The 16,909-nt window shown below is 57.7% G+C and carries 17 protein-coding genes and 1 other RNA gene; 8 read left to right on the top strand and 10 right to left on the bottom strand.

The features are described from left to right. The first annotated feature begins 156 nt into the window (after positions 1 to 156). A complete protein-coding gene (locus LKO31_RS11410; protein WP_227690692.1) occupies positions 157 to 2,424 on the top strand; it encodes a TonB-dependent receptor in 2,268 nt (755 codons plus the stop codon). Positions 2,425 to 2,801: 377 nt separating this feature from the next. Next, entirely contained in the window at positions 2,802 to 3,437 is a 636-nt protein-coding gene (locus LKO31_RS11405) for a PilZ domain-containing protein (RefSeq protein WP_227690691.1), read from the top strand. A 69-nt stretch (positions 3,438 to 3,506) separates the two neighbouring features. On the opposite strand, the gene aguB is transcribed toward LKO31_RS11405, so the two are convergent. The 4 genes from aguB to rpsD all read right to left on the bottom strand — a co-directional run bounded on the left by aguB (position 3,507) and on the right by rpsD (position 7,953). After that, positions 3,507 to 4,361, bottom strand: a complete 855-nt coding sequence (gene aguB / locus LKO31_RS11400) for an N-carbamoylputrescine amidase (RefSeq protein WP_227690690.1) — start codon at positions 4,359 to 4,361, stop codon at positions 3,507 to 3,509. A 9-nt stretch (positions 4,362 to 4,370) separates the two neighbouring features. Beyond that, the gene (locus LKO31_RS11395; RefSeq protein WP_227690689.1) at positions 4,371 to 5,354 is read right to left on the bottom strand and encodes an agmatine deiminase family protein; all 984 of its coding nucleotides are present in this window, start codon (positions 5,352 to 5,354) and stop codon (positions 4,371 to 4,373) included. A 22-nt stretch (positions 5,355 to 5,376) separates the two neighbouring features. Then, on the bottom strand, positions 5,377 to 7,110 hold the full coding sequence (locus tag LKO31_RS11390; RefSeq protein WP_227690688.1) for a M28 family metallopeptidase: 1,734 nt from the start codon (positions 7,108 to 7,110) through the stop codon (positions 5,377 to 5,379). A 231-nt stretch (positions 7,111 to 7,341) separates the two neighbouring features. Further along, positions 7,342 to 7,953 (bottom strand): 30S ribosomal protein S4, encoded by a 612-nt coding sequence (gene rpsD / locus LKO31_RS11385; protein ID WP_227690687.1) that lies wholly within the window; start codon positions 7,951 to 7,953, stop codon positions 7,342 to 7,344. A 250-nt stretch (positions 7,954 to 8,203) separates the two neighbouring features. Here rpsD and LKO31_RS11380 point away from each other — a divergent pair, with 250 nt between their 5' ends. Further along, complete coding sequence (locus LKO31_RS11380) at positions 8,204 to 8,512, top strand: chorismate mutase (RefSeq protein ID WP_227690686.1); 309 nt, start codon at positions 8,204 to 8,206, stop codon at positions 8,510 to 8,512. Between the two features lie 53 nt (positions 8,513 to 8,565). Here the strand turns inward: LKO31_RS11380 and LKO31_RS11375 are convergent, their stop codons facing one another. Genes LKO31_RS11375 through rpiB form a run of 5 tightly spaced genes read right to left on the bottom strand, consistent with a single transcriptional unit; the run spans position 8,566 to position 11,803 of the window. Further along, entirely contained in the window at positions 8,566 to 9,336 is a 771-nt protein-coding gene (locus LKO31_RS11375; RefSeq protein WP_227690685.1) for an RNA methyltransferase, read from the bottom strand. Positions 9,337 to 9,344: 8 nt separating this feature from the next. Further along, a complete protein-coding gene (gene nrdR, locus LKO31_RS11370) occupies positions 9,345 to 9,812 on the bottom strand; it encodes a transcriptional regulator NrdR (protein ID WP_227690684.1) in 468 nt (155 codons plus the stop codon). Positions 9,813 to 9,816: 4 nt separating this feature from the next. Next, positions 9,817 to 10,035 carry a hypothetical protein gene (locus LKO31_RS11365; RefSeq protein ID WP_227690683.1) on the bottom strand — a complete coding sequence of 73 codons (219 nt, stop codon included), beginning with the start codon at positions 10,033 to 10,035 and terminating at the stop codon, positions 9,817 to 9,819. A 7-nt stretch (positions 10,036 to 10,042) separates the two neighbouring features. Next, the gene (glyA, locus tag LKO31_RS11360) at positions 10,043 to 11,347 is read right to left on the bottom strand and encodes a serine hydroxymethyltransferase (protein WP_227690682.1); all 1,305 of its coding nucleotides are present in this window, start codon (positions 11,345 to 11,347) and stop codon (positions 10,043 to 10,045) included. Between the two features lie 21 nt (positions 11,348 to 11,368). Further along, the gene (gene rpiB, locus LKO31_RS11355) at positions 11,369 to 11,803 is read right to left on the bottom strand and encodes a ribose 5-phosphate isomerase B (protein WP_227690681.1); all 435 of its coding nucleotides are present in this window, start codon (positions 11,801 to 11,803) and stop codon (positions 11,369 to 11,371) included. Between the two features lie 137 nt (positions 11,804 to 11,940). Between rpiB and LKO31_RS11350 the strand changes: the two genes are divergently transcribed. Continuing rightward, positions 11,941 to 12,108 carry a hypothetical protein gene (locus LKO31_RS11350; protein ID WP_227690680.1) on the top strand — a complete coding sequence of 56 codons (168 nt, stop codon included), beginning with the start codon at positions 11,941 to 11,943 and terminating at the stop codon, positions 12,106 to 12,108. A gap of 73 nt (positions 12,109 to 12,181) precedes the next feature. Here LKO31_RS11350 and LKO31_RS11345 read toward each other — a convergent pair whose 3' ends face one another. After that, complete coding sequence (locus LKO31_RS11345; protein ID WP_227690679.1) at positions 12,182 to 12,838, bottom strand: alpha/beta hydrolase; 657 nt, start codon at positions 12,836 to 12,838, stop codon at positions 12,182 to 12,184. Between the two features lie 237 nt (positions 12,839 to 13,075). Here LKO31_RS11345 and LKO31_RS11340 point away from each other — a divergent pair, with 237 nt between their 5' ends. The 4 genes from LKO31_RS11340 to LKO31_RS11325 all read left to right on the top strand — a co-directional run bounded on the left by LKO31_RS11340 (position 13,076) and on the right by LKO31_RS11325 (position 16,895). Continuing rightward, positions 13,076 to 14,167 carry a cysteine desulfurase family protein gene (locus LKO31_RS11340; RefSeq protein ID WP_227690678.1) on the top strand — a complete coding sequence of 364 codons (1,092 nt, stop codon included), beginning with the start codon at positions 13,076 to 13,078 and terminating at the stop codon, positions 14,165 to 14,167. After that, complete coding sequence (locus tag LKO31_RS11335) at positions 14,164 to 14,502, top strand: 2Fe-2S iron-sulfur cluster-binding protein (protein ID WP_227690677.1); 339 nt, start codon at positions 14,164 to 14,166, stop codon at positions 14,500 to 14,502. Before LKO31_RS11340 ends, LKO31_RS11335 begins: the two co-directional genes overlap by 4 nt. Positions 14,503 to 14,586: 84 nt before the next feature. Beyond that, positions 14,587 to 14,684: signal recognition particle sRNA small type (ffs, locus tag LKO31_RS11330), an RNA gene on the top strand. 243 nt (positions 14,685 to 14,927) lie between these two features. Beyond that, complete coding sequence (locus tag LKO31_RS11325) at positions 14,928 to 16,895, top strand: DNA polymerase III subunit gamma/tau (protein ID WP_407699282.1); 1,968 nt, start codon at positions 14,928 to 14,930, stop codon at positions 16,893 to 16,895. Positions 16,896 to 16,909: the final 14 nt, after the last annotated feature.

The following is a 16,909-nucleotide window of genomic DNA, read 5'->3' as shown; positions in this document are numbered from 1 at the left end:
AACCGTATGATTGAGATCTTTGGTGGGTGTCTGTTCTGCTGGCGGCAGAATGGCGCTGCGCGGGAATTCATTCTTTCATCCCTTCGCAAACTGCTTTAGCGCGCGGGATAGCTGCCCATTGTGTCGGTGGCTGGGCTTTCTTGCTAGGAATCTGAATTGCGTAGCGTTTTTTATCCAACCGTCTTGATGGCGATGGTTTGCGGTTGGGCGGGGCCATTATATGCTGCGGAGGATATGGGCGCTGATGCGGATCAGCAGGCGTCAGACGCCATCGTTGTCACCGCCAAGCAAGCTACGACCGCGCTGGATGATTATGCGGGCAGCGCCGCCGTGTTTGACCAAAATCAACTGCTGGGGCGGCATGTTGATACGTTGAGCGCGCTGAGTTTTGCGGTGCCCAATGCGTCTTTGGATGACATTGGGACTTTTCGTGGAACGGCCAATTTTGCCATTCGCGGGCTGGGCGTGAACAGTTCCATCCCGTCGATTGACCCCGCTGTTGGGCTGTTTGTCGACAATATGTTCATGGGGATTAACGCTGGCGCAGTGTATGATGCGCTGGATTTGGAAACGGTGCAGGTGTTGCGGGGGCCGCAATCCGTGCTGTTTGGGCGCAATACCACGGGCGGCGCGGTGTTGGTGAAGACGGGCGAGCCGACATGGACGTGGCAAAATAGCGCACGGATAAACTTTGAAGCGCCCTTGGCCAAAGGTCGCGGTGCGCCCACCGCCAGCATTCGGGCGGTCGCGTCAGGGCCGCTGAGCGAGCGTGTGGCCATTCGGATCGCAGGCCTGCAATCCAGCGATGGAGGCTATTTCCGCAACGATTATGATGGCCAGCCTTTTGGCGCGTTTGATACCAGCATTTTGCGCGGTAAAATGCTGGTTCGGGCGACGGATCGCTTGACGCTGAACCTGAAGGCGGAATGGATGAAGGCCGATGGCGAAGGGGCCGCTTCGCATAATAATGGACTTTTCCCACGCGATAATTTCCGTTTGTCGCTGAATGAGCGGGGGTTCCATCATTCCACATCGCATATTTTGTCCCTGACGGCGGAATGGGAAGTGGGGGCTGGGCAGTTGACCAGCATCAGCGCGTGGCGCGACTATCGGCTGCGTACCCGAAATGACATTGATTCCTCGCCAGAGACGATTTTCCATTCGGATACCGGTACCCAGCAAGACCAATGGTCACAGGAAATTTTCTATCGTCATCAAGCCAATGGGCATGATCTGTTGTTCGGGGCTTATGCCTTTGGTCAGAAACAAGGCTATGATGAGGACCGCAATTTGGCGGGCTTTGGTCAGCCGAAAAACTATGGTGGGGGCCGCCAACAGCATCAGCTTTATTCGCTTTATAGCAGCGCGGATATACCCCTGAGCAGCAACCTAACCCTGAATGCGGGGCTGCGCGCATCCTATGAACGCAAACAAGCGCAGATTACCTATGTTCGGGCGCGCGCCGCTTGTTCGGCCATTTCGGCCACCTGTCCGGTCGACGGAGAACGGGTGGATGGTGAAAATAATGGCTTTACGGACAAGCGCGATTGGACATCTTGGTCGCCGAAACTGGGCCTGAGTTGGCGCGCGGCGGAACGGACGCAAATCTATGCCAATTGGCAGCGGGGCCAACGCTCGGGCGGCTATAATTTGCGGATTACCCAGCCTGCCGCTTTTGAACAAATTGCCGCTGCCAATGGTAGCCCTGCCTTTGGGACGGAGCGGGTCGACAATTTCGAGGTCGGCGTGAAATGGCGGTCTGATGATCGCAAATTTCATGTGTCGGGCGCCATTTTCTGGACCGAAGTTGGCGATATGCAGCGCGAAATTAACATGGCCAGCAGCACATCTGGTTTGGCGCAATCCATCTATAACACCGCCGATGCGCGCATTAGGGGCGCGGAGTTGGAAGGTGAATTTTCGCCCAGTGCGGCGCTGCGCTTGCGAGCGAATATCGGCTATATTGATGCGGATTATAAACACATATTCTATGACATTTCAGGTGATGGGGTCATTGATGGTGCCGACCTAGCGCTGCACCTGCCACGTGTGCCGACATGGACATGGGGCGGCGGGGCCGAATGGCGGCATGCACTGGGCCGGAATATGTTGATGGTACAGAGCGATTTTCAGCATCGCACACGCTATGCCTACACCGACAATAATTATGGCTGGGTGGATGCGATTGACAGTTGGAATGCATCCATCGCGCTGGATTTGCAGCAACCCGCCATGCGCTTTAGCCTTTATGGACGCAATTTGCTGGATCAGGTGCAATTTGGTGGTGACACACAATTGGCCTTTGCGGGCGGACCCAATTCTGATGGACAGGATAGCCCCTTTGACCCGCGCCCAGCGGCGGGGACATTTTCACCCATGATGAAGGGCCGCCAAATTGGTCTGCAATGGGACATGCGCTTTTAGGGAAGGTATAGCAGGTGGGGGCGGGACGTGACGACGGTTGGTGGCTGCCTGTTTATCGCAGCGCTATTTCGCCATGATCGGGGCCATATCTATAGTGGCTGGGCCATCTGTTTCGGCTGTTGGCGTGTTGATGGTGCGGGTCACAAGACATTACACCCAGCAGCGACGGGCCCAGTCTATGTTTGATGTCACTATGATTATATAAATTGGCACGAGACTGGTGACTATTCTGAAGAATTTCTCTTGCGAGTAGCGACAAAAGAAACGAAGAGTCTGTTGCTGTCGAAACGCGATGACGGGTTGAGGGGCCTGTGCGTTTAGATTGCAAGGGGAAGGGGGCGGATGCCCCGATTTACGGCCATGGGATGGGAGCCTTGATGAGCGATCAACGATCTGCCGATGACAGCGATGAAAAGGCGCTCGGCGGACCTGAGCGCCGCAGCGGTGAACGCTATCGTTCGGTATGGCGGATCGCCAAAATTACCCGCGAGCATGATTTGGGCCTGTGGCGCGTTCGGAATATTTCGACCAATGGGATGATGCTATCCGCCGATGTAGCGGTTGATATTGGCGAGCCATTGCTGATCGACTTGTCGGAAAATATCCGCATGACGGGTCAGGTCGTCTGGGCCAAAGATGGGCGCTGCGGCGTGTCGTTCGATCAACCTATTGATGTGGGGCATGTTCTGACATCATTGGCCAGCGAGCAACGCGAAAATGGCTATCGTCAGCCACGTTTGCCCTTTGATCATCGTGCCGAATTATATGTGGATGGCGAAACGCATCAAATTCAGTTGGTCAATCTGTCGCAAAGCGGCGTGGGCTTTATTTTTCACGGCCAATTGGAAGTGGGCAAGCCATTGGGGCTGATGATGCCAGACAAGATACGCCGCACCGCCGTGGTGCGTTGGATGCGTGACAACCAAGGTGGCTTGTGGCTGACCGAACCCTTGGCCCATAGCCAATTGGAAAGCATCAGCTTGTTGGAAATCGGGCCGAAGGAAGGGGCCTAGCGATAGGCACCACGAGTGGTGCAGGCCGCGGTTGCGGCGCTGCCCCATCGGGGCAAGCGCCAAATTGGATTAGATATCCTCGGTCAAGCGGCCATAAAGATGGGGACGGCGATCACGGAAAAAGCCCATGCCTGCACGGTGTTTGGCGGCGCGGTCCAAGTCCAATGTCTGAACCAATACACCGGTTTCCTCTGCGCCAAATATTTGCGTTAAATCGCCCCATTCATCGCTGATGAAACTGTGACCATAGAAATGGGCATCGCCTTCATGGCCAATGCGGTTGGCGGCGATGACCGGCATGCAATTGGATACAGCATGGCCTTGCATGGCGCGCGTCCACATGCGGCTGGTGTCCAAATCTTGGTCATAAGGTTCGGAGCCGATGGCGGTGGGATAAAATAAGACTTCGGCGCCCATCAATGCCATCGCCCGCGCGCATTCGGGATACCATTGGTCCCAGCACACACCCACGCCAATGCGGGTGCCAAAAACATCCCACACTTTGAACCCTGTGTTGCCGGGCCGGAAATAATATTTTTCCTCATAGCCCGGGCCATCGGGAATATGGCTTTTGCGATATTGGCCCATAATCTGGCCGTCGGGGCCGATCATCGCCAGCGTGTTGTAATAATGGTGGCCGTCGCGTTCAAAAAAGCTGGTCGGGATGGCGACGTTCAGCTTTTTGGCCAGATTTTGCATCGCCAATACGCTGGGGTGGCTGGTGGTCGGGTGGGCGTTGGCGAACAGTTCTTCTTCTTCGACCTGACAGAAATAGGGGCCTTCGAACAGTTCGGGCGGCAAGATGATCTGCGCGCCCTTGGTGGCGGCTTGCTCGACCAATTCGGTCACGGCCTCGATATTCGGGGCCACGGGGCCGGGCAGGGCAAGCTGCAAAGCGGCGACGGTGATTTGGCGGTTCGTCATGGCAAAACCTTATGCGGGAAGCTGTTGGCTGGAACAGTGGAAGCTGCCACCACCAGCGATGATGCCCAAGGCTGGCACGCCAATGATGCGGCGATCCGGAAAAGCTTTGGCCAGCGCGTCTAGTGCGGCTTGGTCATTGGTCACGCCATAAGTGGGCACGACGACAACGCTGTTGCCGATATAAAAATTCATATAGCTGGCGGCGACCAATTCGCCGTCAATTTCGACGCGGCCGGGCGAAGGAAGGTCGAAAATATCCACCCCGCCAAAGGCCAAGGTGCGGGCGCGGGCGTCGGCGTAAATATGGGCGTTGGGGTCGTCCTCGCCCGTCGCGACCGGCAAAGCGAGCAGATTCTCGCCAACGAAACGGGCCAAATTGTCGACATGACCGTCGGTATGGTCGCCCACCAAGCCATTGCCCAGCCACAAGGTCCGCTCCACGCCCAAGCTGTTTTTCAACACCGCCTCAATATCTTCGCGGCTGCGCGTGGGGTTGCGGTTGGGGTTCAGCAGACATTCTTCGGTGGTAACGCACAGGCCGGTGCCATCCACGTCAATGCCGCCGCCTTCCAAAATCAAGTCATGGTGATCGACGGGCAGGCCAGTTGTTTCGGCTAAAATACCGCCAATTTCCAGATCACCCGGCATGATGAATTTTTCACCCCACCAGTTGAAGCGGAAATTTTGTGCCCGCCGCGCGGCCCCCGTCCCAGCGATAATTGGGCCGGTGTCACGCAGCCAAATATCACCAATTGGGTGGGTGATGATGGTGACGCCGTCATCCACCAAGGATGCAGCCAAGGCGGCCTGATCGGCGTCATTGGCGACAAGGCGTACCTCTTCGCCTTTACCATTGTCGTAAACGGCGTTGGCAAAGGCGGCAATGTCACGGCGCGCGGCGTCAATATGGCCGGACCATTCGTCGGCCATATGGGGAAAGCCAATCCAAACGGCGCTGTGCATGGCCCATTCGGCGGGCATTTTTACGGTCATTTGATCCTCTTGCTTGCGCGGATTATTGGGACTTGGCGCTGGACGCAGGGCCGGATGCAGCCACTGGGGGCGCAGCGCGGCTATCGTCGCGGGCTTTGCGGAATTCATCGCCTTGCAGCCAATTGGGCCATGCGGACGTCATCGCCAACATGCGGCCCACGGCATAATAGAGGCGCAAGTCGGCCATCATGCCGTCCCAGCTGACAATGGCTTTCATATCGTCGGATGGTGCGTGATAATGGCGGGCGGTATATTCTTCGGCCCATGCCTTGCCAGCCGCAACGCCGCCGTCCACCAGATTTTCGCCGCTGTCGAAATAGATCATCGGTACGCCCAGCTTGGCAAAGCTGAAATGGTCGCTGCGATAATAAAAACCCTTTTCGGGGTTGGGGTCGTCCACAATGGTGCGATTTTCGGTGCGAATAGCCTTTTCAAGATAGGCTTCGAGTTCGGATTTGCCGCGCCCCAAGACGACCACGTCGCGAGCGGTCCCTGCACCGGTCAGCGCGTCCATATTCACGCCGCCCACGGTTTGGGCCAATGGGAAAACGGGGTTTTCGGCATAATATTTCGAACCAAGTAGACCAGATTCCTCGGCCGTCACGGCCAAAAAGACCAAGCTGCGATCGGGTGCGCCAGCATTTTTATGCGCTTCGGCCAAGGCGACCAAGGCCGCTGTGCCGGTGGCATTGTCGATCGCGCCGTTGCAAATGCCGTCGCCGTCAACGGGCTGGCATTTGCCCAAATGATCCCAATGGGCCGTGTAGAGTATATATTCGTCAGGGCGCTTGGCACCCGGCAAAACGGCCACAACATTGCGCGATTTTTTATGCCCAATTTTATTGTCAAAGCTAACATTGGCTTGAATGCCGCTAAGCGGAACAGGCTTAAAGCCTTTTTTGCGGGCGGCTTCTTTGAGGGCGTTAAAATCTTGCCCTGCCGAAGCGAATAATTCTTGGGCCTTGGCCAATTGCATCCAGCCATTGGCAATGGTTTGGTCTGCGCCCTTATTGGCGCTGTCGGCCAGATATTGGGTGCCGGACCAGCCGCTTTCCACGACATTCCAACCATAAGCGGCGGGTTCGGTTTCATGGACGATGATAGCGGCGGCGGCGCCCTGACGCGCGGCTTCTTCGAACTTATAGGTCCAGCGGCCATAATAGGTCATGGCGCGGCCATTAAATTCCCCGCGTGGTTCCTTGGATTGCCAATCGGGGTCGTTGATCAGGATAACAACCGTTTTGCCTTTGACGTCCAGACCAGCATAGTCATTCCAGCCCTTTTCGGGCGCATGAATGCCATAGCCCACAAAGACCACATCGCTGTTTGCGACGGCGGACTTGGGTGTGACGCGGTAGCTGCCGATCACAAAGTCGGAACCGAAGTTCAAACTGAGCGGGGTTTTGCCGCCCGTAAAGGTCAGCGGCGAATGATTTTGGGACGTGATTTCCACCAAGGGAACATCTTGTGTCCATTTGCCATTGTTACCTGGTTCAAGGCCTGCTTGGCGGAAACGCTCGATCAACAGGTTGACGGTTTTCTGCTCGCCAATCGTGCCAGGGGCGCGGCCTTCAAATTCGTCAGATGCCAATTTCCCCACCACATCTTGCATGGTTTTCAAGCTGATGTCGGGAATGGTGACGTCAGGAATGCTTTGTTGTTCCGCTTGTGCCGTCTTTGCGCTGTCGGTGCCGTCGCAGCCCGCGACCAGTAATAAGGCGATGATTCCCAGCGAGGCGGCGGTTTTGCGAAGCATAAGCTTTCCTTATTTGGATGGGGATTTTCAAGGCATAGTGCCAGTAGCGGCCCCGCCGCGCAACCCAACAAGGACGGTTAAGTTAGGATAAACGGCCGAAAAATGAATGTGCTGCAACAACATCGCTGTTGCTTGGGCCGGGGTGGCCGCAACCATGGGGCAGCTTTGGGGCATGAAAAAAGGCGGCTCGCGATGCGAACCGCCTTTTCTTTTCTGTTCCGAAAGAACGGATTAACGCGAATAGAATTCGACGACCAGATTTGGTTCCATCTTCACCGGATAAGGTACTTCGTCCAGCGTCGGAACGCGGATGTAGGTTACCTTGGTGCCATCAACCGAAATATATTCCGGCAGATCGCGTTCCGGCAGGGTCTGTGCTTCGGCAACCAGCGCCATTTCTTGTGCTTTTTTGCCCAAGGTGATTTCGTCACCGGGCTTCACAAGACGGCTGGCGATGTCGCACTTTACGCCGTTTACATAGACGTGACCGTGGCTGACCAGCTGACGTGCCGAGAAGATCGTCGGCGCGAACTTTGCGCGGTAAACAACGGCGTCCAAACGACGCTCGAGGAGACCAATGAGGTTTTGACCGGTGTCACCCTTGATGCGGGTGGCTTCAAAATAGTTCTTTTTGAACTGCTTTTCCGTGATGTCGCCGTAATAGCCCTTCAGCTTTTGCTTCGCACGCAGCTGAATGCCGTAATCCGACACTTTGCTCTTGCGACGCTGACCGTGCTGGCCGGGGCCATATTCACGGCGGTTTACCGGGCTCTTAGGACGACCCCAGATGTTTTCACCCATCCGGCGGTCGAGTTTGTACTTAGCGCTTTGACGCTTAGACATATTAGTCTCCAATATGCTGTGCCGAAAAATTCGGCCTATTTTCCCGGGTCGCACCATAGGGGCAAGGAAAACCTGCCCTATGCGACCGCCGCTTCACCGGGATGCGGGGTCCATTGCGAAGGCGCGCGATTATCCAAAAGGCGCAGGGGAGTCAAGTTTTGGATGATTTTGCACCCTTTGGCGGAATATTTACGTCTGATACGGCGTGCCATTGCTCGACAGCGCGGCGCGGCATCGCTAAGGGGCGCATATGACCCAAGCGAAGCTTCCCCAAGATTGTGAAACCATGCTCGATGTGCGCGCCGGCGTGGATCAGGTAGATAAAGAATTGGTGGCGCTGTTGGTGCGCCGTTTTGGGTATATGGATGCTGCTGCGCGGATCAAACCCCACCGTGATGCCGTGCGGGACGAAGCGCGCAAAACCCAAGTCATTGATAATGTAGCCCGCGAAGCCGCAGTCTTGGGTTTGGATGCCCAGCGTATCAGCGCCGTGTGGAATGAATTGGTGGAACAATCCATCGCTTATGAATTGGGGCGTTGGGACGCTACGCGGGTCTAGAGCCACGCGGACGGAATGACACCCTCACCTTATGGTACGGGCATAACCGATCTTTAACGGCTGGTGCGGCGGGGCGGTTTGGTCAACGCGGCGACAATGCCATGCATCATCTTCACATCATTGCTGGACCATCCGGTTTTGGTCAACGCGGTGCGCAATGTACGCATGGTCGCGACCGATCGGGCGACGGGGTGAAAATAATTTTTCGGTTCCAGCTCGCGCACCAAATGCTGGATAAATTCTTCCAATTCTTCGTGCGAGGATGGCGGGTCCAGCGGCACTTGTGGCGGGCTGGCCAGTTCGCGGCCCTTGGACCATTCATAGCTGAGCAAAATCACCGCTTGTGCCAAATTCAGCGAGCTGAAATCCGGATTGATCGGCACGGTGATGATGCTGTGCGCCAAGGCGACATCGTCTGTGTCCAAGCCTGATCGTTCTGCGCCAAATACATAGGCCGAACGGCCTGCGGTGGCATGAACTTGCTTGGCGGCGGCTTCGGGGGTCAGTACGGGCTTGGTAACGCCGCGCTTGCGCACTGTGGTGGCATAAATGTGCGTACAATCGGCCACCGCATCGGCCAGCGTTTCATACACTTGCGCATTGCCCAGCACGATGTCGGCACCCGCGGCGGCGGGGCCAGCGTCGGGGTTGGGCCAGCCGTCACGCGGGGCGACGAGGCGCATGTCCGTCAGGCCGAAATTCAGCATGGCGCGGGCGGCTTTGCCGATATTCTCGCCCAATTGCGGGCGCACCAACACAATCACGGGGGGCGGTGCCAAATCCGCCGATAGGGCGGACGGCGCGGGGGATGGATGGTCGGTCATAAAAGGATTTAAGGCTTTTTCTGGACGGCTGCGGCGATGGTCGACGCAAATTCTTCGAAATCACGCGCTTCGGTGAAGTCACGGTACACACTGGCAAAGCGGATATAGGCGACATTGTCGACGCCCTTCAGCGCCTCCATCACCATGCCGCCAATTTGATGGGCGGCGGCTTCGCTTTCGCCCGATGTTTCCAATTGGCGCTGGATGCCCGACACCAGCCGTTCGATGCGGTTTTCATCAATGGGGCGTTTGCGGCAGGCGATTTTGACGCTGCGCATCAATTTGTCGCGGTCAAAAGCCTCGCGCCGACCGTCGGCCTTGGTGATGGTGACTTCGCGCAATTGGATGCGTTCAAAGGTTGTGAAGCGCGCCCCGCAGGCCTCGCATTGGCGGCGGCGGCGAATGGCGGCCGCGTCTTCGGTCGGGCGGCTGTCCTTGACTTGGCTGTCTTCATGTCCGCAATAGGGGCAGCGCATCGGCTTAACGCTTGACCCGCATCACAAGGGCGAAAACTGCCCCAGCCGCCAAACCAATTGGCCATGTCACAACGGGCAATATCGCGGCGGCCACGCCGCCAACGATACCGCCCGTGATGACGGGTTTGGTCGATGGATGGGCCAGCCCCTGACGCCCGATCGCCTTGGCTTCTTCGACAGAAAGTTCGAACAAAGTGGGTTCTTCGGGGTTGGGGCGGGCCATTGATTGATTATCCCTGATAAATGGGGAAGCGTTCGCACAAGGCACGAACACGAGTGCGCACATCGGCTTCCACCGCTGCATCGCCATGTTCGCTCTTTTCGCGCAGCGCGTCCAGAACATCAGCAACCATATCGCCAATTTCTTCGAATTCCGCAACGCCGAAGCCGCGGGTCGTGCCCGCTGGCGAACCAACGCGGATGCCGCTGGTCTTGATTGGGGGCAGGGGATCGAAGGGGATGCCGTTTTTGTTGCAGGTGATGGCGCTGCGTTCCAATGCTTCGTCGGCGTCGCGGCCCGTGATGCCCAAGGGGCGCAGGTCGACGAGGGCGAGGTGCGTGTCGGTGCCGCCAGCCACGATGTCCGCGCCGCGAGCCTTCAAACGGCCAGCCAAGGCTTGGGCGTTGGCGATGGTCGCCTTGGCATAATCCTTAAATTCAGGGCGCAGCGCTTCGCCAAAGGCAACAGCCTTGGCCGCAATGACGTGCATCAGGGGGCCGCCTTGCAGGCCAGGGAAGACCGCCGAGTTGATTTTCTTGGCGATATCTTCGTTGTTGGTCAGCACCATGCCGCCGCGTGGACCGCGCAGGGTCTTGTGGGTGGTGGTGGTGACAACATCGGCAAATTCCATGGGCGAAATATGCGCGCCGCCAGCGACCAAGCCGGCGAAGTGCGCCATATCGACCATCAGCAATGCGCCAACTTCGTCAGCGATCGCGCGGAAGCGAGCGAAGTCGAGGGTGCGCGGATAGGCCGAGCCACCTGCGATGATCAGCTTTGGCTTATGTTCTTTGGCCAAGGCTTCGACTTGGTCGAAATCGACCAAATGATCGTCAGAGCGCACGCCATATTGCACGGCGTTATACCATTTGCCCGACAGGGCTGGCTTGGCGCCATGCGTCAAATGGCCGCCGGCATCCAAGCTCATGCCCAAAATGGTGTCGCCGGGCTTGGTGAGCGCCAGCATGACAGCGCCATTGGCTTGTGCGCCGGAGTGGGGCTGAACGTTGATATAACCAGCGTTGAACAGCTGCTTCGCACGGTCGATGGCGAGTTGTTCAACTTCGTCCGAAGGGCCGCAGCCTTGGTAATAGCGACGACCGGGATAGCCTTCGGCATATTTGTTGGTGAACACGCTGCCTTGTGCATCCAGCACCGCTTGGCTGACGATATTTTCCGACGCGATCAATTCAATTTGATATTGTTCGCGTTCCATTTCCTTGGCCATTGCAGCGGCCACGGCGGGGTCGGTTACGCCCACGCCTTCGGAGAAAAATCCTGCCGAGCGGATGGGGGTGTGAGTATCGGTGGTCATCGGCTATTCTCCCTGTTTCAATCAGGCGGGGGTGGAAAGCTTGGCAACGCGGCGAGCATGCCGGTCACCGCCAAATTCGGTGGTTAAAAAGGCGTCGAGGCAAGCCTTGGCCATATCAACACCGGTCAGGCGTGCGCCCATGGCAATGACATTGGCGTCATTATGTTCACGGCTGAGTTTGGCTGACAAAGGTTCGCCCACCAGCGCGCAGCGGCAAGCGCTGTTGCGATTCACCGCAATGCTGATGCCGATGCCGGAACCGCATAGCGCCACGCCGCGATCCGCCGAACCGTCGGCAATCGCATTGGCCAGCTTGTAACCATAGTCGGGATAATCAACGCTGTCGGGGCTGTTTGGCCCCAGATCTTGAACGTCATGGCCCAGACCCGTCAAATATTCCACCAGCGTGGATTTCAGGTCAATGGCTGCATGGTCGGATGCTATGGCGATGCGCATCGGGCGCCTCCCGCAAGGGTGAAGGGAATCAATGCGGGGCGCTTTAGTCGATCACCCCCGAAAAGGCCATAAGCAGAGCCGCTTTTTATTCGTCCGCTGCTTTACGGTTAGGATGGATTGGATTAGCAGCATGGGCCATGGGTGACACATTATTATCAATCGCCATGCTGGGGGCCATTGCTTTGTTGATTGGGTCCGTGATGGTGTTTCGGCGCGGGGATCGCAAGCACGGCCTGTTGATGTTGATTGCGGCCTTGGTGCTATTTGCCAATGTTGCCATATGGATGGTGCCGGTTAACCCCTGATGGGGGCGTGCGGCAGCCCATGAAAAAGGGCCGCCGAAGCAGCCCTTTTTCCGTTTGTTTGTGATGGCCGACCTTAGCGGATCGGGCAATCTGGCGCCAAGCGCATGTCCAGATATTTGTTCACGCTGCCCATCAATTGATCGAGTTCATGTTCAAAGAAATGGTTGGCGCGGGGAATTTCATCATGTTCGATGGTGATGCCCTTTTGCGTGCGCAATTTGTCGACCAGCTTTTGCACGGCGCTGGGCGGGACGATTTCGTCGCCGCCGCCAGCCACCAAAATGCCCGATGAAGGGCAAGGGGCAAGGAAGCTGAAATCATACATGTTGGCGGGCGGAGCCACCGAGATGAAGCCGCGAATTTCGGGACGGCGCATTAGCAATTGCATGGCGATCCATGCACCAAAGCTGAAGCCAGCGACCCATGTGGTTTGGGCTTCGGGGTGGATGCTTTGCACCCAATCAAGCGCCGATGCGGCATCGGACAATTCGCCAATGCCATTGTCGAACGTGCCTTGGCTGCGCCCGACGCCGCGAAAGTTAAAGCGCAATACGGCAAAACCACGTGCCACAAAGCTTTTGTACATGGCCTGTGTGATACGGTCATTCATCGTGCCGCCGCCCTGTGGGTGGGGGTGAAGAATCAGCGCAACCGGCGCGCGGGGGCGCGGTGGGGGAGAGAAGCGGCCTTCGATACGGCCTTCGGGGCCGGGGAAAATGACGTCGGGCATCTGGGACCTTCGCAAATAAGGTGGGGGCCGCTTGGTCGTCGCCGTCCTTGGTGGGGATGGTGCCGACTGGCGGATAGAAAATGTCTGTGCTGCCTATATGCGAATGCGCAGGGAAAATGCAAATTTTGCGAATCATTCTCAATAATTACTTATTCTGTGCTTCGCTAGATGAGAATTACGATGTCAGCATTCCTCCGCTCTCGACAGGGGGGGGATAACAAGGCAGATGAGAAGGTCATGATCTATCTTGATTATCAAGCGACAACGCCGCTGGCCCCCGAAGCCAAAGACGCCATGCTCAAATGGATGGGCACGGCGGACGATGTGCCCGCCTTTGCCAATCCTGCCAGCACCCACCGCGCAGGCCGCGCAGCCGCGGCAGCGGTCGAGGTGGCGCGGGATCAGGTGGCGGCGCTATTGCCCGCCAATGGCCGCGTTTATTTCACATCGGGCGCGACAGAGGCGCTGAATTGGGCGCTATTTTGTGCGACGCGCGAATATTCGGGCGGCGTCGCCGGATTGGCGATTGAACATGCCGCGACCTTGCAATGTCTGGAAAAATTGCAGGCGTCGATTTTGCCGGTGGATGCCAAGGGCGTGGGCTTGGCGGTGGATGACGCCTTGATCCCCGAAAATGGCGTGGTCGCCATGATGCTAGTGAACAATGAGGTTGGCACCATTCAGCCGGTGCAGGATTTTGCCGATGCAGCCCATGCCAAGAACAGCTTGCTACTATGTGATGCGGTGCAAGGCTATGGCCGTGTCGCCATTCCGGATGGCGCGGATATGGTAGCGATTTCGGCCCATAAAATTCATGGACCCAAGGGTATTGGGGCCTTGTGGGTGCGGGACGGCGTGGATTTGCCGCCCTTGATGCTGGGCGGCGCGCAGGAACAAGGGATGCGGTCGGGCACGGTATCGCCGATGCTCTGTTCCGGATTTGGCGCGGCGGCGGCCTTGGCGGCCCAAAATTTTGACGCTGACGCAGCGCATGTCGATCATTTGTGGCATGTGGCGCGGGCCATCTTGCCGGAATGGACGATCAATGGCTCGCAGGACCATCGCTATCGCGGGAATATGAATATCCGCCGCGATGGGGTGAATGGTTTGCGCTTGATGTCTGATGCGCGCAATATCGCCTTTTCGCTGGGCAGCGCGTGTGGCAGCGGGTCGGGTAAGGTCAGCCATGTGCTGCGCGCCATGGGAATGAGCGAGACAGAGGCGCGGTCCTCCATTCGATTGGGTTGGGGCCGTTACACCAAGGAAGCGGAATTGCGGGCGGCGTTGGACGCGATCCGGCAGGCGGCGCAGTTGCAGGGGGTGAATTGATGCGCATAACCTTTGTCCATGCCGACGGCGACGGCGAAACCCAAGTGGAAGCCGCGGTGGGCGATAATCTGCTGACCGTCGCGCAAATGGCGCTGATGCCATTGGAGGGGACGTGCGAAGGGCAAATGGCCTGTTCGACCTGTCATGTTATCGTGGACAAAGAATATTTCGATCGCTTGCCGAGCGCTAGCGATATGGAAGAAGATATGCTGGACTTGGCGGCTGGGGTGCGGCGGACCAGCCGCTTGGCCTGCCAGATTGTCTTGACCGAGGAATTGGACGGCTTGGTGGTGAAAATTCCGACTGAAAGCCGGAATATGCAGCTTGGCCGCTGAAATCGCGTCAATATTTCAAATATCCGCGCCGCAACAATTTTTCGGGCGGCGCTTGCAATGTCGCCGATCCCCCGCCATATGCGCCTTGGGAGTCGGGCGGACGTAGTCTTCGCCAACCCGGTCAGGTCCGGAAGGAAGCAGCCGTAACGAATTCGCTACGGGTCGTTCCGGCTCCCACCCCAGTTTGAAATATGGTCCAGCGCGGCGCGCGGCCATGATGCAACGGGTCCAGTCATAGGCGCTGGTTTATTTCCTAAAATAAATGTCGAAACTGCGCGGTGATGGGCGCTCGGTTTAGCGCGTTGCCGCGCAGGACAAAGCCATGGCCGCTTTTGCCGTGGGGCGGGCAGAAATCCCCTTCGACAAGCGGGGCTGCGGCCCTTACACAGGGCGGTATGAATGATTCCGTTTCAGATGATATGCCGATGAACGCGCTGGGGCTTGACGAGCCAGCACAGCCGCAGGCCCCGAATTTGGCGGGTGCGTCATCCGGTCCCTATCGCGTATTGGCCCGCAAATATCGCCCGCAAACCTTTGCCGAATTGATTGGCCAAGACGCGATGGTGCGTACGCTGGGCAACGCCATTGCGCGTGATCGCTTGGCCCATGCCTTTTTGATGACGGGCGTGCGCGGGGTCGGGAAAACATCGACGGCGCGTTTGATTGCCAAGGCACTGAATTGCATTGGCCCAGACGGGCAAGGCGGGCCGACGATTGATCCGTGCGGGCTGTGCGAACCGTGCCGTGCGATCACCGAAGGGCGGCATATTGACGTGATCGAGATGGACGCCGCGTCCAATACCGGCGTCGACGATGTGCGCGAGATTATTGAGGCGGTGCGCTATGCGGCTGTGTCGGCGCGCTATAAAATCTATATAATCGACGAAGTGCATATGTTGACGCGCAACGCGTTTAATGCGCTGCTCAAAACGCTGGAAGAGCCGCCGCCGCACGTCAAATTCTTGTTCGCCACCACCGAAGTGAACAAGGTGCCAGTGACGGTCTTGTCGCGGTGTCAGCGTTTCGATTTGCGCCGCATTACGCCCGACATGTTGTTCGACCATTTTACGCAAATTTTGGCCAAGGAACAGGTTAGCGCCGAAGATGCCGCGACATGGCTGATTGCCCATGCGGCCGAAGGGTCGGTGCGCGATGGCTTGTCGATTTTGGACCAAGCCATTGCCCATGCCGATTTGGATGGCGGCGGCACTGTCAGCGCCGATCAAGTGCGGCATATGCTGGGCCTGTCCGACCGCAGCGTGACCGCCAATTTGCTGGCGCAAATATTGGAAGGCGATGCGGGCGCGGCGATTGATTTGGTGCGGGTGCAATATGCGCTGGGCATTGAACCCATTACCTTGGTGCGCGGCCTGATGGATTTGGTGCATAAGGTAACGCTGGCGAAATTGTCGCGCTTTGATGACCCAGCCTTGGCTGCAGACGACCGCGAACGCATATTGGCGTGGGCGCAGGCGATGGGCTTTGCGCCGCTGAACCGCTTGTGGCAATTGCTGTTGACGGGGCATGAAGAGGTTCTGCGCGCCAACCAGCCGCTGGACCATGTGGAAATGCTGTTGCTGCGCGTCATTTACGCCGCCGCGATGCCTGACCCTGGCGAACTGGCCAAGCTGTTGGTGCAGGCGAATTTCGCGGGCTTGCCAGCCACGACCTCTGCGCCGATTGCGGCTCCAGCACCGATGGTAGCGCCCGCTGCAGCACCGGTTGCAATCGCACCTTCACCTGCACCGACGCCGGTTCCCGAAGTCGTCGTTGTTCCCGAGGTGCCCGCTGCGCCGCTCGCGCAAGAGGTTGCGCCGTGGGATGACCAACCCGAACCGGCGGTTGAGGTTGTGGAAGATGTGGCCGCCCCAGCTTTGGTTGACGTGGAGGAACCAGCGGCCGTCGATGCACCCGAACCCACCGCCGAAAGTGAGGCGGGCCTAGAAGGGGAATTGGAAGATGATGAGGATGGCGGCGATGTGCCGTCTGACACGCTCTTTGCCCCTGCTCAGGCCGCCGAACCCGCAGCAGAAGCCCGAGCCGAGCCGCTGACCATCGCGCAATTGCATCATTTGATGGAAGCCAATGGTCGGCATGTCTTGGCGGGACTGATCCATGACCAGATGCGGCCCATTTTATTGGATGCGGGCCTGATCAGCTATGAAGCGTGCGAGGCTTTGGGGCAGGATTTCCCCCGCCGATTGAGCGAGGCCTTGTTTGAACTGACGGGGAGCCGTTGGCGCGTGCGCGAAGATGCGGGGCAGGGCAGGTCCAGCTTGTTGGATATGGAAAAGGCAAAGCTGGCGGATAATGAGGCGCGCATTCGCGATTTGCCCGTGGTAAAAGCGGCTTTGGAGACTTTTCCGGGTGCCAGCCTTGAAGAGCCGAAATAATCAGCATAGGGCAG

The sequence above is a fragment of the Sphingopyxis yananensis genome (assembly GCF_020687785.1).
Taxonomy (GTDB): domain Bacteria; phylum Pseudomonadota; class Alphaproteobacteria; order Sphingomonadales; family Sphingomonadaceae; genus Sphingopyxis; species Sphingopyxis yananensis.
The sequence above is the reverse complement of the archived record's forward strand: the minus strand, read 5'-3'. Positions and strand labels throughout refer to the sequence as shown.

What these genes read in the sequence shown, in the direction of transcription:
- LKO31_RS11405 (WP_227690691.1), top strand. Translation starts at nt 2,802, where the DNA reads ATGAGCGATCAACGATCTGCCGATGACAGCGATGAAAAGGCGCTCGGC.
- aguB (WP_227690690.1), bottom strand. Translation starts at nt 4,361, where the DNA reads ATGACGAACCGCCAAATCACCGTCGCCGCTTTGCAGCTTGCCCTGCCC.
- LKO31_RS11395 (WP_227690689.1), bottom strand. Translation starts at nt 5,354, where the DNA reads ATGACCGTAAAAATGCCCGCCGAATGGGCCATGCACAGCGCCGTTTGG.
- LKO31_RS11390 (WP_227690688.1), bottom strand. Translation starts at nt 7,110, where the DNA reads ATGCTTCGCAAAACCGCCGCCTCGCTGGGAATCATCGCCTTATTACTG.
- rpsD (WP_227690687.1), bottom strand. Translation starts at nt 7,953, where the DNA reads ATGTCTAAGCGTCAAAGCGCTAAGTACAAACTCGACCGCCGGATGGGT.
- LKO31_RS11380 (WP_227690686.1), top strand. Translation starts at nt 8,204, where the DNA reads ATGACCCAAGCGAAGCTTCCCCAAGATTGTGAAACCATGCTCGATGTG.
- LKO31_RS11375 (WP_227690685.1), bottom strand. Translation starts at nt 9,336, where the DNA reads ATGACCGACCATCCATCCCCCGCGCCGTCCGCCCTATCGGCGGATTTG.
- nrdR (WP_227690684.1), bottom strand. Translation starts at nt 9,812, where the DNA reads ATGCGCTGCCCCTATTGCGGACATGAAGACAGCCAAGTCAAGGACAGC.
- LKO31_RS11365 (WP_227690683.1), bottom strand. Translation starts at nt 10,035, where the DNA reads ATGGCCCGCCCCAACCCCGAAGAACCCACTTTGTTCGAACTTTCTGTC.
- glyA (WP_227690682.1), bottom strand. Translation starts at nt 11,347, where the DNA reads ATGACCACCGATACTCACACCCCCATCCGCTCGGCAGGATTTTTCTCC.
- rpiB (WP_227690681.1), bottom strand. Translation starts at nt 11,803, where the DNA reads ATGCGCATCGCCATAGCATCCGACCATGCAGCCATTGACCTGAAATCC.
- LKO31_RS11350 (WP_227690680.1), top strand. Translation starts at nt 11,941, where the DNA reads ATGGGTGACACATTATTATCAATCGCCATGCTGGGGGCCATTGCTTTG.
- LKO31_RS11345 (WP_227690679.1), bottom strand. Translation starts at nt 12,838, where the DNA reads ATGCCCGACGTCATTTTCCCCGGCCCCGAAGGCCGTATCGAAGGCCGC.
- LKO31_RS11340 (WP_227690678.1), top strand. Translation starts at nt 13,076, where the DNA reads ATGATCTATCTTGATTATCAAGCGACAACGCCGCTGGCCCCCGAAGCC.
- LKO31_RS11325 (WP_407699282.1), top strand. Translation starts at nt 14,928, where the DNA reads ATGAACGCGCTGGGGCTTGACGAGCCAGCACAGCCGCAGGCCCCGAAT.